Source organism: Streptomyces griseorubiginosus (assembly GCF_001514195.1).
In the GTDB taxonomy this organism is placed as follows: Bacteria; Actinomycetota; Actinomycetes; order Streptomycetales; family Streptomycetaceae; genus Streptomyces; species Streptomyces griseorubiginosus.
In genome coordinates this window covers 182,272-196,980 of sequence record NZ_KQ948736.1, presented here as the reverse complement: position 1 = coordinate 196,980, position 14,709 = coordinate 182,272, and the positions used below count along the sequence as shown (strand labels likewise).

Annotated in this window: 8 protein-coding genes; 7 read left to right on the top strand and 1 reads right to left on the bottom strand. The window is 70.7% G+C overall.

Annotated features, from left to right (window positions below; genetic code table 11):
* Positions 1-6 precede the first annotated feature (6 nt).
* A complete protein-coding gene (locus AQJ54_RS13540; protein ID WP_248845351.1) occupies positions 7-2,970 on the bottom strand; it encodes a GH59 galactosidase in 2,964 nt (987 codons plus the stop codon).
* A 192-nt stretch (positions 2,971-3,162) separates the two neighbouring features.
* Between AQJ54_RS13540 and AQJ54_RS13535 the strand changes: the two genes are divergently transcribed.
* The 7 genes from AQJ54_RS13535 (at position 3,163) to asnB (ending at position 14,702) form a co-directional block, all read left to right on the top strand.
* Positions 3,163-4,953, top strand: a complete 1,791-nt coding sequence (locus AQJ54_RS13535; protein WP_248845350.1) for an ABC transporter ATP-binding protein — start codon at positions 3,163-3,165, stop codon at positions 4,951-4,953.
* Between the two features lie 824 nt (positions 4,954-5,777).
* Complete coding sequence (locus tag AQJ54_RS13530) at positions 5,778-7,238, top strand: sugar transferase (RefSeq protein WP_466548602.1); 1,461 nt, start codon at positions 5,778-5,780, stop codon at positions 7,236-7,238.
* Between the two features lie 73 nt (positions 7,239-7,311).
* Positions 7,312-8,628: a nucleotide sugar dehydrogenase gene (locus tag AQJ54_RS13525; RefSeq protein WP_062237374.1), complete on the top strand. Its 1,317-nt coding sequence runs from the start codon at positions 7,312-7,314 to the stop codon at positions 8,626-8,628.
* Positions 8,618-9,883 (top strand): glycosyltransferase family 4 protein, encoded by a 1,266-nt coding sequence (locus AQJ54_RS13520; protein ID WP_062237372.1) that lies wholly within the window; start codon positions 8,618-8,620, stop codon positions 9,881-9,883. Before AQJ54_RS13525 ends, AQJ54_RS13520 begins: the two co-directional genes overlap by 11 nt.
* Positions 9,880-11,250, top strand: coding sequence for a Wzz/FepE/Etk N-terminal domain-containing protein (locus AQJ54_RS13515; protein WP_062237370.1), 1,371 nt, complete (start codon positions 9,880-9,882; stop codon positions 11,248-11,250). The genes AQJ54_RS13520 and AQJ54_RS13515 overlap by 4 nt, the downstream gene beginning before the upstream one ends.
* On the top strand, positions 11,247-12,764 hold the full coding sequence (locus tag AQJ54_RS13510; RefSeq protein ID WP_062237368.1) for a Wzz/FepE/Etk N-terminal domain-containing protein: 1,518 nt from the start codon (positions 11,247-11,249) through the stop codon (positions 12,762-12,764). Before AQJ54_RS13515 ends, AQJ54_RS13510 begins: the two co-directional genes overlap by 4 nt.
* Positions 12,765-12,767: 3 nt before the next feature.
* Entirely contained in the window at positions 12,768-14,702 is a 1,935-nt protein-coding gene (asnB, locus tag AQJ54_RS13505; protein WP_062237366.1) for an asparagine synthase (glutamine-hydrolyzing), read from the top strand.
* The last annotated feature ends 7 nt before the right edge of the window (positions 14,703-14,709 follow it).

The following is a 14,709-nucleotide window of genomic DNA, read 5'->3' as shown; positions in this document are numbered from 1 at the left end:
CCTCGGTCAGGCTTCCTTCCGCACCAGCCCGTCCCGCGCCGCCGTCAGCCGGCTCGCGAGCTGGTCGACGCCGATGACGTCGAGGCCCCGCTGCCCGTCCACGGCGGCCCTGGCCGCCGAGCGGGTGGCGCTGAACACGGCCCAGGAGTCCGCCGTCCAGTCGGACCGGTCCGGGGACCCCACCGCGTCCAGGGCGGTGCGCAGCGGCGTGGTGTCGACCGGGCCGTCCACGTCGCCGGAGAGCGCGGTGAAGGCGTCGAGGACGATCTTCCCGGACCGCAGGGTGAGCGTCGCCGTGTGCCGGCCCTCCGGCAGGCCCCTGAGCCGGTAGGTCGCCTGGCGCTTGTCGGTGGCGACCGTCCGCGCGCTCCGGGCGAGCGGCCGGCCGTCCACGGTGACGTCGAGGACGGCACTGCCGTCGTTGCCGCCGATGACGTCGAGGCCCGTGCCGGTGAACGGGACGGTCACGGACGCCCCGGCGCCGGCGCCGGTCGATGTCGACCGGTACCAGTTCATCGCGTCCCCGAGGGAGGCGTTCCGGCTCCACGTGCCGTCGTAGACGACCGAGCCGTCCATGTTGTCGGTCAGCGCGGTGGCGTACGGCGTCCAGCCGGCGACCTTCTCCACCTTCAGGTTGTCGAAGCCGACCTTGTGGAAGTCGGAGCCCAGCTTGACGCGGCCCCCGGTCACCGGCGTCGGGTCCTGGTACTCGGCCACGGCCCGGCCGTCGACGGAGACGGTGACCCGCGCGCCCTTCGCCTCGACGGCGAGGCGGTAGCCGTCGGCCGGGGCGACCGTCCCGGTGCGGATCGCCGTGCCGTAGCGGTAGAAGGTCCAGTTCCCGGCCGGTCCGATCCCGACGCCGTACGCGGCGTCGGTCGCCGCCATGCCCTTCTGCTGCCGTACGCCCAAGGTGGCGAGGCCGCCTTGCGGATCGGGGAAGGAGACGTCGACCGATGCTCTGTAGTTCTCCCAACGGAAGTCACCGACCGTGGTGTTGGGGGTGTTCCGGTTCCAGGCGCCGGTGTCCTTCATGGACTGGTCCAGGTACTGGTACAGGACGTTGTCGCCGTCCGCTTCCTTCCCGACCTCCCACGCACCCGTCTGGTCGACCAGGTAGCGCGGCTGGTTGCCCCGGGAGGCGAGGTACGGCCGGGACACCGTGCGCCGGCCGTCGTCCGAGCCGACCCGGACCGGGCCCTCCTCCTCGTACCCGAAGTCGTCGGCGTACAGCACGCCGTCGCGGGTGTCGTGCCGTTTGCCGGTCGCGTCGGTGTCGAGCACGGTGCGGGCCCCGGACTCCGGGAGACGTTGCCGTGTCGCCTTGTCGTGGCTGCGGTCGAGCGTGGTGAAGGTGACGATCGAGCGCGGCTTCACGGTGTAGGTGTAGTACCCCTCGTCGTCGGGGCGGAGCTGGGCGGCCAGGTGCTTGAAGTCGGCGTCGTAGGCCTGGCCGGGGTCGGCCGCGCGGGTCTCCCAGACCTCCATGGCCGGATCGTCGCCCAGGTCCATGTTCTCGGCCTTGATGCGGTAAGTCCTCGTCCGGTCGCTGTCGTTGACGGCGATCGTCGAGAAGTCCCGCTTCTTCGGGTCGGCGAGCGTCAGGTAGCTGGGCGCGCCGTTGGAACCGTCGACGTTCTCGGTGCCGCTCACGCCGCTGTAGCTAGCCTCGGGCACCGTGCGCCAGATGCCGGCCGTGTTGGTGGAGTTCTCCCACCCTGTCCTCGCGAACTGGGTGAAGTGCTGCATCACGTACAGGGCGGCGTCGTAGTGGATGTTCCCCGACCACGGGTCGCGGGCGCTGACCAGCTCCTTGTGGCTGTACTGGGCGCCCTCGTAGAAGGCGCCGATCGCCGGCTGGAAGATGTAGTGGGTCCGCTTGGAGTTGGCGTAGCTCTTCACCGAGCGGTTGGCGACGTCCAGCGCGCTCTGCACGCCGCCGATCCCGGTGCTCGCGCCGCCCGGGCCCTCGGTGTTGTGCACCCGGAAGTCCGTCCAGCCGAAGGAGCCGACGCCCTCGCTGTACCAGACCTCCTTGTCCTGCCCGTAGGTGTTCTCACCGGTCGCGAGCTTCGTGTACGGCCGGTAGGTGGGGCTGTCCGGCGTGCCGTCGAGCCGGTCCTCGGTGGTGTAGTGGTAGCCCACCGCGTCGACCGCGCCGAAGAGTTCGGTGTCCGTGAGCAGCGCCGGGCCGATGTTCTTCGTGGTGTTCTCGTCCGAGGCGACGATCTTGATGCCGTGGTACGCCTTCGCGGCAGCCTGCTGCTGACGGGGCGTCAAGCCGTAGCGCGGGTCGGCGAAGTCGGTGTCGTTCGTCAGCGCGTTCTTGTACCACTTGACGAAGGAGACGTCCGGCTTCGTGGTCTCGTTGGTGTCCGGATCGACGTAGTCGACCATGTACCCGTACTTCTCGTACGCGTCGAGGATCGTCTCCTTGTACCACTTGTACATCTCGTCGGTGCCGGTGCCCTTGTTCCACTCGGTCTGGACCCACTGGGGCATGACCCAGCGCAGGATCGAGACCTTCAGGCCCGGGTTCACCGTCCTGGCGTCGGCGGCCAGCTGGAAGCCGGGGGAGCGGGACGCGTCGGCGAGCTCGTCCGCCGTGCGCATGGTCGCCGGGTCGGAACCGGTCGAGGTGTTGGTGTCCGAGCCCATCTCGATCTTCACATGGTTGATCAGCGGGTTCCGCCCGCCGAACAGCACCCGGACCAGCTGCCAGTACCGCTTCGGGTGCTCGGCCTTGTAGTCCATCAGCAGATTGCTCGTGCTGTTGCAGCTGAGCAGGCCGAGGCCCTTGTAGGTGAGGCCGTTGACGTTGTCGGCGCGTATGTCGTGCCCGTCGACCACGACCTGCACGGGATCGTCCGCGGAGTGGGCCGCGGGTGCTGCCGCGGTCAGCCCTGCCGCAAGTGCCATGGTGGTCGCCGCGGCGAGTGACGCCCCGCCGAATCCTCGCTTCATACCCATTCGGGGGACCGTAGGTGGCAAGCGCTTTCTGGGTCAATCCCCTTGCGTCACTTGCGAGTTGCCGAATCCCTCGGGCCCTTTCCCGGCGTAAAACGCGTGGACCGCGAGACGGCTGCCACGGGACACTTCCCAACTCGTACCGTCACTTCCCAAACACACAGGGTTAGGATGCAGACGCCTGAGCTGGAGAAAATGGCACCGCGCAGGGGCGCGGTGCTCCTCGCACTTCGTTACTACGGACGGGAGTTGGCCCGCCTGCGCCGGCTGACGGCTCCCGCCATGCTGATGTTCGGACTGGGCAACATCGGCCTCAACTACCTCGCCCCGCTGGTCGTGGCCAAGCTGGCCGGAGACATCGCCGGCGGCGCTGAACTCACCATCACGACGGCCCTGCCGTACGTCCTGGGGTTCGCCGGTGTCCTGCTGATCGCCGAGGCGATGTGGCGGGTCGCCCTGCACTGCATGAACCGTCTCGACGCCCTGGGCATCGAGCACCTGTACATCATCGGGATGGACGAACTGTTCGCCAAGGACGCCGCGTTCTTCCACGACAACTTCGCCGGGTCGCTCACCAAGCGCGTCCTGAGCTTCGCCACCCGCTTCGAGCCCTTCGTTGACACCCTGTGCTTCCAGGTCGTGGGCAGCGTCGTGCCGCTGCTGTTCGGCTCGGTGGTGCTGTGGCGCTACGAACCGCTGCTCGTCGTGGGGCTGTTGACGATGATCGTGGTGACGGCGCTGGTCGCGGCACCCCTGATCCGGCGGCGCCAGGAACTGGTCGCCGAACGCGAGGCGGCGGTCGCCCGGGTCTCCGGGCACGTCGCCGACAGCCTGATGAACATGGACACCGTCCGGGCGTTCGGCGCCGAGGAGCGGGAGGCCGCCGAGCACCGGTCGCGGGTCGCGACCTCGCGACGGCTCATGCTCAGGTCGTGGGACTTCGGCAACCTGCGCATCGACACCTTTGTCGCCCCGATGTCGGTGCTGACCAACGCGCTGGGTCTGCTGCTCGCGGTGACCCTGGGCGGGGGCGAGCACGGCGTGGAGGCGGTGGTGGTCGCCTTCACCTACTACTCCAACGCCACCCGGATCATGTTCGAGTTCAACCAGATCTACCGTCGGCTGGAGAGCTCGATGACGGAGGCCGCGCAGTTCACCGAGCTGCTGATGACCCCGCCGACCGTGCTCGACCCGCCGTCGCCCGAGCCGCTGGTGCCCGGGGCGGCCGACGTCCGCTTCGAGGGGGTGCACTTCAGCCACGCGGGAGCGGAGCGGCTCTTCGAGGGGCTCGATCTCGTCGTGCCCGGCGGGACCAAGGTCGGCCTCGTCGGACGCTCCGGCGGCGGCAAGACCACGCTCACCCGGCTGCTGCTGCGGATGCAGGACATCGAGGGCGGCCGGATCCTGATCGGCGGCCAGGACATCAGCCGGCTGCGTCAGACCGACCTGCGCTCCCTGATGGCCTACGTCCCGCAGGATCCGGCCATGTTCCACCGCACCCTGCGCGACAACATCGCCTTCGCCCGGCCGGAGGCCACCGAGGCCGAGATCCGCCGGGCGGCCGAGGCGGCCCACGTCACGGAGTTCGCCGACGCGCTGCCGGACGGCTTCGACACGCTCGTGGGGGAGCGGGGCGTCAAACTGTCCGGCGGCCAGCGCCAGCGCGTCGCCCTCGCCCGGGCGATCCTGCGGGACGCGCCGATCCTGCTCCTCGACGAGGCGACCAGCGCGCTGGACTCGGAGAGCGAGATCCTGGTCCAGGAGGCGCTGTGGCGGCTCATGGAGGGGCGGACGGCCCTGGTGGTGGCCCACAGGCTGAGCACGGTCGCGGGCATGGACCAGCTCGTCGTCCTCGACCGCGGGCGGATCGTGGAGCAGGGCAGTCACCAGGAACTGCTCTCCCTGGACGGGCCGTACGCGAAGCTGTGGCGCCACCAGTCGGGGGGCTTCCTCGAAGACAGGCCGGTGGAGGCCGAGTTGCGCTGAACGGTGCGAGCGCGGGCAAGGAGGACAGCTGACCGGCGGCGCCCTGCGCGGGGGCGCCGCCCGGACCCGCAAGGGGCGCGAGGGCGGGTTCCGCGCTCCGGTCAGGAAGTGTCGGTTCGACGTCCGCTTGTGAACTTCGACGATCGCGCTCCGAACGCCGATGACAGCACGCTCGTTGCGTATGAGTCGTTTTCGGCCTTCGGTGAGCGGTGTCCGGATCGGCCGCATGGCCCGGAAGCCACTCCGCGGGATACCGTCCTGCAACCGGAGACTGCCGTCTTCGCAGGTCACGAGGGTCGCAATGGTGACCGAAGCGTGTGCAGCGGTGACGACTCGACTGACTCATCTCCAAATCGTAAGCACATATTCCACACATGCCCCCTTGCAGACGGGTCTTGATGGTCTAGATTGACCTTGCTGCCCATGGTGGGACACGGGGCGACAAATAGTGATCTATTGGTCTGACGCTGCGGACGCGGAGCAGAAACGTCTCGGCGTCGGGCGCGGGGTGGTTGGTTCTTGGAACCCGAGGGGGGCTTCGGGTGCGGGGAGCATCCGAGGTTTCAGTGGGTTCCGGAACAACTCAAAAGTCTGGCGGAACGTGCAAGTCAGCTTTCTTTCTGGGTGAGTTCTTTACTCAGTGTTGACCTAGGCATGTCATACGGGGGGTCGTGCGCCCCCCGGGAGAAGTACAGCGCGGCGTGGGGCGGGGGCCTGCGAGGAACGGTGCGGGAGGCGGGGGCCTCCCGGAGGGGGGTAGGAACGATGTCTGGCAATCAGGTCGTACCACTGGGGACCGGGGGGCTTCCGTGCCGGATGGGGGGATAGCCAGACCCTTTCCGGCGGCGCACGAGCTGACGGACAGGGCGACAGGGCAGTCGGCGAACGACTGGGAGCAGCGCTACCGCCGTACCGTGATCACCAGCGACACGGTGACCACCGCCTTCGTGGTGGCGGGGATCGGCGAGTTCTTCGGGGCCCGGGACGCGGCCAACTGGCATGAGAAATGGGGCATTCTCGCGTTCGGCACCGAACTGCTGGTGCTGGCGGCGCTCGCGGTGGGCCGGGCGTGGGCACCGGCCGTGCTCGGCCAGGGTGCCGAGGAGTTCCGCAGGCTGGGACGGTCCCTGTTCGCGGCGACCGTCGTGCTCGCGCTCGGCGGGATCGCCCTCACCTCTCGCAACATCAAGCTCTGGATCTTCGTCGCGATCCCCGCCATCGCGCTGGTCACCATGACCGCGCGCTATGTGCTCCGCCTCGGGCTGCACAAGCAGCGCAAGGAAGGGCAGTGCCTGAGACCGGTGCTCGCCGCCGGGAGCCCGGCCACCGTGAGCGACCTGATCAACCGCACCCGCAAGTTCCCGCACCTCGGATGGCGGGTGGACGGGGTGTGCACGACGGAGGGCCGCGGCTTCGACGCCGACGAACTGGACGGAGTGCCGGTCGTCGGACAGCTCACGGACGTCGCCAAGTACGTGGAGAACGACGGCTACCGGGTCGTCGCGGTCACACCGGACCCCTACTGGACACCGGAGCGGCTCCAGCGGCTGGCCTGGAACCTGGAGGGCAGCGAGGCCGAGATGGTCGTGGCCCCGGTGCTGATGGAGGTGGCAGGCCCGCGGCTGCACGTCGACGCCGTGCTCGGGATCCCGCTGCTGCGGGTCAGCATGCCGACGTTCACCGGGGGCCGCCGGGCCATCAAGGCGGTCGTCGACCGGCTGGGCTCCGCGATCCTGCTGATCCTGTTCGCGCCGCTGATGCTCCTCGTCGGACTGCTCGTGATGGCGGACAGCCGCGGCGGGGCGTTCTACAGCCAGCGCAGAGTCGGCAAGGACGGCCGCGAGTTCACCATCCTCAAGTTCCGCACCATGGTCGTCGGGGCCGACCTGGCACGCGCCGAACTGGCCGACCGCAACGAGGGCGCGGGGCTGCTGTTCAAGATGCGCCGGGACCCGCGGGTGACCCGGGTCGGCACCGTGCTGCGCCGGTACTCGCTCGACGAACTCCCGCAGCTGTTCAACGTGCTCACCGGATCGATGTCGCTCGTCGGTCCGCGCCCTCCGCTGCCGGAGGAGTCCGCCGCGTACGGCCCGGACATCCGGCGGCGACTGCTGGTCAAGCCCGGCCTCACCGGCCTGTGGCAGATCAGCGGACGCAGCGACCTGCCGTGGGAGGAGGCCGTCCGCCTCGACCTGCGGTACGTGGAGGACTGGTCGCTCGCCCTGGACGCGGTGATCTTGTGGAAGACGCTGCGCGCGGTGCTCTACGGCCAGGGGGCCTACTGATGTGCGGGGGGCGCCGTCCGCGGGGCGGGCAGACAGCAGGCCACAAGGGCCTGGCTGGGGGGAGGAACGGGTCATGAGAATCAGCGTGTTCGGGCTCGGCTACGTGGGCTGCGTGTCGGCCGCGTGCCTGGCCCACATGGGGCACGAGGTCATCGGCGTGGACGTCAACCAGGTGAAGGTCGACCTGGTCAACGACGGCAAGGCCCCGGTGGTCGAGGAGCGGATCGGCGAACTCACCGCGGAGGTCGTGCGGACCGGGGCGCTGCGTGCCACCACCGACGTCCGTGAGGCGATCATGGGCAGCGAGGTGTCGCTGATCTGCGTGGGCACCCCGTCGGAGCCCAACGGCAGCCTGTGCACCACCTACCTGGAGCGGGTCACGGAGGAGATCGGCGCCGCGCTCGCCGAGCGGGGCGGCCGGCACACCGTGGTGTTCCGCAGCACCATGCTCCCGGGCACCTGCCTGAACCTCCTGGTGCCGATCCTGGAGAAGAACATCGGCGGCACCGCCGGAGTGGACGTCGGGGTCGCGGTCAACCCGGAGTTCCTGCGCGAGGGCACCAGCGTGCGGGACTTCTTCGACCCGCCCAAGACGGTCATCGGCGAACTCGACCCGGCCAGCGGCGACGTGGTGGCGGCGCTCTACGAGAGCCTGCCCGGCGAGGTGTTCCGGGTGCCGATCCCGACGGCCGAGGCGATCAAGTACGCGGACAACGCGTTCCACGGCCTGAAGATCGGCTTCGCCAATGAGCTGGGCGCGGTGTGCCAGGCGCTCGGCGTGGACTCGCACCAGGTCATCGACGTGTTCCTGGCCGACCGCAAGCTGAACATCAGCCCCGCCTACCTGAGGCCCGGCTTCGCCTTCGGCGGCTCCTGCCTGCCCAAGGACCTGCGCAGCCTGGTTCACGCGGCACAGCGCGCCGACGTCTCGGTGCCGATCCTGTCCCACGTGCTGCCCTCCAACGCCGACCACCTCCAGCGAGCGGTGGACCTGGTGGAGCGCACCGGCAAGCGCCGCGTGGGCATGTTCGGGCTGTCCTTCAAGCCCGGCACCGACGACCTCCGCGAGAGCCCGCTCGTCGAGCTGGCGGAGCGACTCCACGGCAAGGGGTACGACCTGCGGATCCACGACGCCAACGTGAGCCTGTCCCGGCTGATGGGCGCCAACCGCGAGTACATCGAGACCCGGCTGCCGCACCTCGCGCAGCTCCTCGCGGACTCCGTCGAGGAGGTCCTCGACCACGCCGAGGTGTGCCTGGTCGGGACCAAGGACCCGGCCGTCCTCGCGGCCCTGCCGCACGGCGGCGACCAGACGATCGTCGACCTCATCCGCCTCCCCGACGCCGAGACGCGCCGGACCGAACCGGGATACATGGGCCTTGCTTGGTAACGAAGTCGGCGGCGACGGCAAAGGCCGGCGCGCGCTGATCCTGGTGGAGAACCTGTCGGTGCCGTTCGACCGGCGGGTGTGGCAGGAGTGCACGACGCTGCGCGACGCCGGCTGGGAGGTCCACGTCATCTGCCCGCAGGGGGAGAAGCGGGACACGGAGCCGGAGGCGGTGATCGACGGGGTGCGCATCCACCGGTACCCGTTGCGCGCCGCCACCGGAGGACCGGCCGGCTACCTCAAGGAGTACGGCTCCGCGCTCTGGCACACGGCCCGACTGGCCCGCAAGGTCGGACCCGTCCACGTGGTGCACGCCTGCAACCCGCCCGACCTGCTGTTCCTGTCGGCCCGTTGGCTGCGGCGGCGCGGCGCGCGGTTCATTTTCGACCAGCACGACCTGGTGCCCGAGCTGTACCTCTCCCGCTTCGACCGCGGCAAGGACCTGCTCTACCGTGCCGTGTGCGCCGTGGAGCGGCGGACCTACCGGGCCGCGGACGTGGTGCTCGCCACCAACGAGAGCTACAAGGACGTCGCCGTCAGCCGTGGCGGCAAGCGGCCCGAGGACGTCTTCGTGGTGCGCAGCGCACCCCAGATCGAGCGGTTCCAGCCGGTGCCGCCCGAGCCGGAGCTGAAGCGCGGCAAGCCCCATCTGCTGTGCTACCTGGGCGTGATGGGCCCGCAGGACGGCGTCGACTACGCCCTGCGCGCCCTCGCGAAGCTGCGCGACGAGTTCGGGCGGACCGACTGGCACGCGGTGTTCGTCGGCTCCGGCGACGCCTTCGACGCGATGGTGGACCTGTCCCGGCAGCTCGGGCTCACCGACCAGGTGCAGTTCACCGGCCGCATCCCGGACGCCGACCTGGTGCGCTACCTGTCCACCGCGGACGTGTGCCTGTCTCCCGACCCGCGCAACCCGCTCAACGACGTGTCGACCATGAACAAGGTCCTGGAGTACATGGCGATGGGCCGGCCGATCGTCTCCTTCGACCTGAAGGAGGCGCGCGTCTCCGCCGCTGACGCCGCCGTCTACGCGCCCGCCAACGACGAGACCCGGTTCGCCGAGCTCGTCACGGTGCTGCTGGACGACCCGGACCAGCGGGCCCGTATGGGCAAGATCGGCCAGGAGCGGATCGGCGGGCAGCTTTCCTGGCGCAACTCCCAGGCGTCACTGCTCGCCGCCTATGCCGCCGCCTGCCGGGACCGCGAGGTGCCGGCGAGCGGTTCGGTGCGCACGAGGAAGAAGAGGCAGCGCAGTTGAACGAAGACACCATCCGCCTTGTCACGATCGGGCGGATACTCCGGCGGCGGTGGCGGCTCCTGGCCGTCCTCGCCGCGGTGGGCGCACTGTTCGGTTACGGCATCTCGGTGCTGGTGTTCCCGCCGAGATACACCGCCTCGGCGCCCGTACTGCTGCCAGGGGTCTGGGAGGAGCGGGAACTGCTCACCCAGGTGGACATCGCCACCAGCCTGACCGTGGTCGACCGCACGGCCGACGCCCTGCACTGGTCCGACGTCAGCAGCTCCGAGCTGCGGCACGACGTGAGTGCCTCGGCGGGCGACGGGAACATCATCACGATCTCCGGCACGGCCGACACCCCGGAGCGCGCACAGCAGCTCGCCGACGGGGTGGCCCAGCAGTTCGTGCAGTTCGCCGCGCAGGTCGCGGGCAGCGGCACGGACTCCTCGGTGGCCGCCCAGACCGAGGCGCTGCGCAAGCAGGTGGCGGAGACCAACCGGCGCATCTCCGACCTGGCCGACGCGGCCGATCCGGGACAGACCGTGGAGAGCGTGCAGTCCCGCACCGCGCTCGAGAACCTCCGCACCTCGCTGGAAGCGGCCATGAAGAAGCTGGAGGAGGCCGACCCGTCGGCCACCAAGGCGGGCATGGTCGTCATGGGCCAGGCCGCCCGGCCCACCGGCGAGGCACCGCCGACGAGGATCCAGCTCATCGCCGGCGGGGCACTGCTGTTCTTCGTGCTCGCGGTCGTCGGCCATCTCGTCGCCGCACGGATGAACCGCCGGCTGCGCACCGAGCCCGCGATCGCCGCAGCACTGGGCTCGACGCCGCTCGGCGTCGTGGACGTGCCCGGTGACTGGCCCGCGCACCGGCCGAAGGGCTCGGGCCGGGGAGCCCGGATCAGCCGGCTCCTCGGCGCCGACACCCGCTGGGACGAACCGGCCCCGCAGAAGTCGGGCGACGAGGCCGGCCGACGGCTCCGCTACCGGCGGGTGTGCGCCCGCCTCCGGGAACAGCTGCCGGCTCCCCGGCGGCTGCTGGTCGTCGTACCGGACGGCGACGAGATCGCCCGCAAGGCCGCGGGGCAGCTGCTCGCCGAGGCCAAGAACGATCCCCAACTGCGTGTGGTGGAGGTGTCGGTGGACCGGCCGATCGTGCCGGACCGAGGAACGGAGAACGGTGCCGTGGTGGTGCTCAGCGCGAACAGCTGGACCGCGGAGGAACTCGCCGGCATCGCCGAGGCGTGCGCGGAGGGCCGGCACGACGTCGTCGGTGTCGTCCTCGCAGGCCCGGTCCAGGCCGGCCCCACGCGTGCCGCCGCCGACCTGCCGGACGACGCCACGCTGACCTTCGCCGTTCCCGGCCGTGCGACGGGAGGCCGGGCGTGACCACGAACACGACTTCACCGGAGTCGGCCGCCACCCCGCTGCTGGACGTCCAGGCCCTGGTGGTCGCGGTGCGCAGGCGCCGTCGCCTGTGGAGCGCCATGGCGGTCCTGGGCTTCCTGGCCGGCCTCGCGGTCGCGGTCCTGCTGCCGCCGGCGCCGAGCGCGACGACCAAGGTGCTGGTCGCCCACGCGGACGACCAGCCGAACGACACCGGCACACTGATCCGCACCGACGTCGCCCTGCTCCAGACCACCCGCATCGCCGACACGGCCCTGAAGGCCCTCAAGTCCCCGGAGAAGCCCGAGGACTTCATGAAGGACTACCGGGGCACCGGCCTGACCAACAACCTGCTCCAGATCGACGTCACCGGCGACGACGACGCGCAGGCGGTGGCCCGGGCCAAGGCGCTCGCCGACGCCTTCGTCGCGGACCACGTGCAGCGGATGAAGGCCACCGCGCAGGCCGAGTCCAAGGCCCTGCTCGACCAGCGCGACCGTACCCGCAAGGATCTCGCGTCGGTCAACAAGCAGATCAACGAGCGAGCCACGACCGGCGACACCACGGGGGCGGCGAGCCTCGAATCGCTCTACGCCCGCCGGGCCGAACTCAACTCGCGTATCTCCGACTTCGACCAGCGTGCCGCCGACGCCCGCACCGGCACCCCCGCGGTCGTCGCAGGCACCCAGATCGTGGACGACCCCAGCCCGGTCCGGCACTCCCTGCCCAAGGCCGCCGCCACCGACGCCGGGATCGGACTCGTCCTCGGGCTCTTCCTCGGGCTCGCGCTGGCCGCGGTCGGCGTGGTGGTCGCGGACCGCCCCGTGCTGCGCCGGGACATCGCGGCGAACCTCGGAGCCTCGGTCATCTCGGAGCTGCCCCGCAGGTCGGGCAGGCCGTGGCAGCGCCGGCGCACCCGGCTGGCACGCGAACGGCTCACCACCTCCCTGGCCCGCACCGCGCGCGGCGCCGCGGAACCCCTGTCCCTGCTGGAGCTGGGCTGCGCGCGCGACACGAGCGCGATCGCCCTGGACGTCGCCAGGGCGTTGGCGGCCGACGGGCCCGTGGCCGTCGTCGACGGTCTGCCGGGCTCGGAGCTCTCCCGCCGCCGCTCCAGGCCGGGTGATCCGACCGTGGTCACCGGCCACCAGGCCGCAGGGGTGCCGGACCACGGCCGTCTGCTGGGCGTCGGCTCGGTGGCACCCGGCACCGCGTGGACCGACCTCCAGTACCTCGGCACCCAGACCGTGCTCGTCGTACGGGCCGGTCACGGCAGCGCCGCATGGCTGCACACCGTGGCACGGCAGCTCGCGGACCAGCGCATCGCGGTGGTCGGCGTGGTGCTGATCGACCCCGATCCGCGGGACCGGACCGACGGCACCCTCTGGGACGGGCTGCACATCGCGCTGCGGGGCCACAGCGAGCGCACCGCCCGGCAGAACGGGACCGCCCAGAAGACGGAACGACAGCCGATGTGGGCCGCACGCGTCCCGGACAGCGACCAGGAGGTGCGGTAGGGCATGTGTGGCATCGCAGGGACCTACCTATGGCCCGACGGCAAGACCGTCACCGACCGGCTCACCGAGACGCTCGCCCACCGCGGTCCGGACGGGGCGGGCCGCTACGGCCACCCCGTCGGTGACGGCGAGGTCCAGCTCGGGCACCGCCGGCTGTCCATCATCGACCTGTCCGAGACCGGCGCGCAGCCGATGGCCAAGGACAGCCTCGTCCTGACGTACAACGGCGAGCTGTACAACGCGCCCGAGCTGCGGGCCGAGCTGGAGGCCGCCGGGGTGCGCTTCCGGGGCACCTCCGACACCGAGGTGCTCCTCGAGGCCTGGCGGCGCTGGGGCACGGACTGCCTGCCCCGGCTGCGCGGCATGTTCGCGTTCGGCGTCTTCGACGAGCGCACCGGCGAACTGGTGCTGGTGCGCGACCAGTTGGGCATCAAGCCGCTGTTCCTGCTCCGGCGCGACGGCGGTCTGGCCTTCGCCTCCGAGCTCAAGGCGCTCGCCGCCGCGACCGGGGGAAAGCTGGAGGTGGACCACGCGGCGCTGGTGGCCTCGCTCCTCTACTACTGGGTGCCGGACTCGCGGTGCGCCTTCCGCGAGGCGGAGAAACTGCCGCCGGGCAGCTGGCTGCGGATCCGGCCCGACGGCCAGGTGCAGCGCGGCCGGTTCTGGAACCTGAAGGACGTCGCCGCCGAGGGCCAGGCACGGGCCCGGGCCGGTGAACGGCCGGACCTGGCCGCCATCGTGGAGGAGTCGACCCGCAAGCACCTGCTCGCCGACGTCCCCGTGGCCACCTTCCTGTCCGGCGGCCTCGACTCGAGCTGGCTGACCGCCCTCGCGGCCCGCCACCAGCCGGGCATCTCCGCCTACACGATCGGGTTCCGCGCCGAGGACGCCCGGTTCGAGGCCATGCCCGACGACCTGCGCTACGCCCGGCAGGTGGCCGAGCGGTTCGGTGTCGAGCTGCACGAGATCGAGATCGCCCCGAACGTGCTCGACCTGCTGCCGCAGATGACGTACTCCCTGGACGAGCCCATCGGCGACCCCGCGGCCATCAACACCTTCCTGATCTGCCAGGCGGCGCGGGAGGCCGGGGTCAAGGTGATGCTCTCCGGCATGGGCGCCGACGAGCTGTTCGCCGGGTACCGCAAGCACCTGGCCAACCTGCTCGCGTTGCGCTACCAACGCGTGCCGGGGCCGGTGCGGCGCGGGGTGTCCGGGGTCGTGGACCGGCTGCCGGTCGCCACGTCCCGCCGGGGCCTGCGCTCGGTGCGCTTCGCCAAGCGGTTCCTGTCCTTCGCCGACCTGCCGGAGGAGACCGCGTTCCGGCGCAGCTACACCATGTACGACCAGGACGAGCTGCTCGCCCTGGTCGACCCGGACCTGGCCGGGACGGTCGACGACGTGCTGACCGAGCACGCCGACGCCTACGAGGACAACACCCTCGACGACTTCGTCAACCGCATGTGCCTGGCGGACGCCCGGATGTTCCTGCCGGGCCTGAACCTCACCTACACGGACCGCTCCAGCATGGCCGCGTCGACCGAGGTGCGGGTGCCGTACGTGGACGTCGAGGTGGTCAAGGCGGCGTTCGCCGTGCCCGGTGACCGCAAGATCGTCAAACGGCAGGGCAAGGCGGTCCTCAAGGAGGCGGCCACCTCGATCCTGCCCCGGGAGATCGTCTACCGGCCCAAGGGCCTGTTCAGCGCCCCGCTGCGGGCCTGGATGAGCCGGGACCTGGCACCGCTGGTGCGCGAGGTGGTCAACGACGGCGAGCTCGTGCGGTCCGGCTTCCTGCGCCGGGACGCGCTGAACCGGATGGTCGCCGTGGACGCCGCCGGACAGCAGGACTTCTCCAAGCATCTGTGGCATGTGCTGACCCTCGAGTACTGGTACCGCGACGCGACCTCCCGCTCCGACCAGAGCACTCGGCAAACGGCTTAGGAATCAG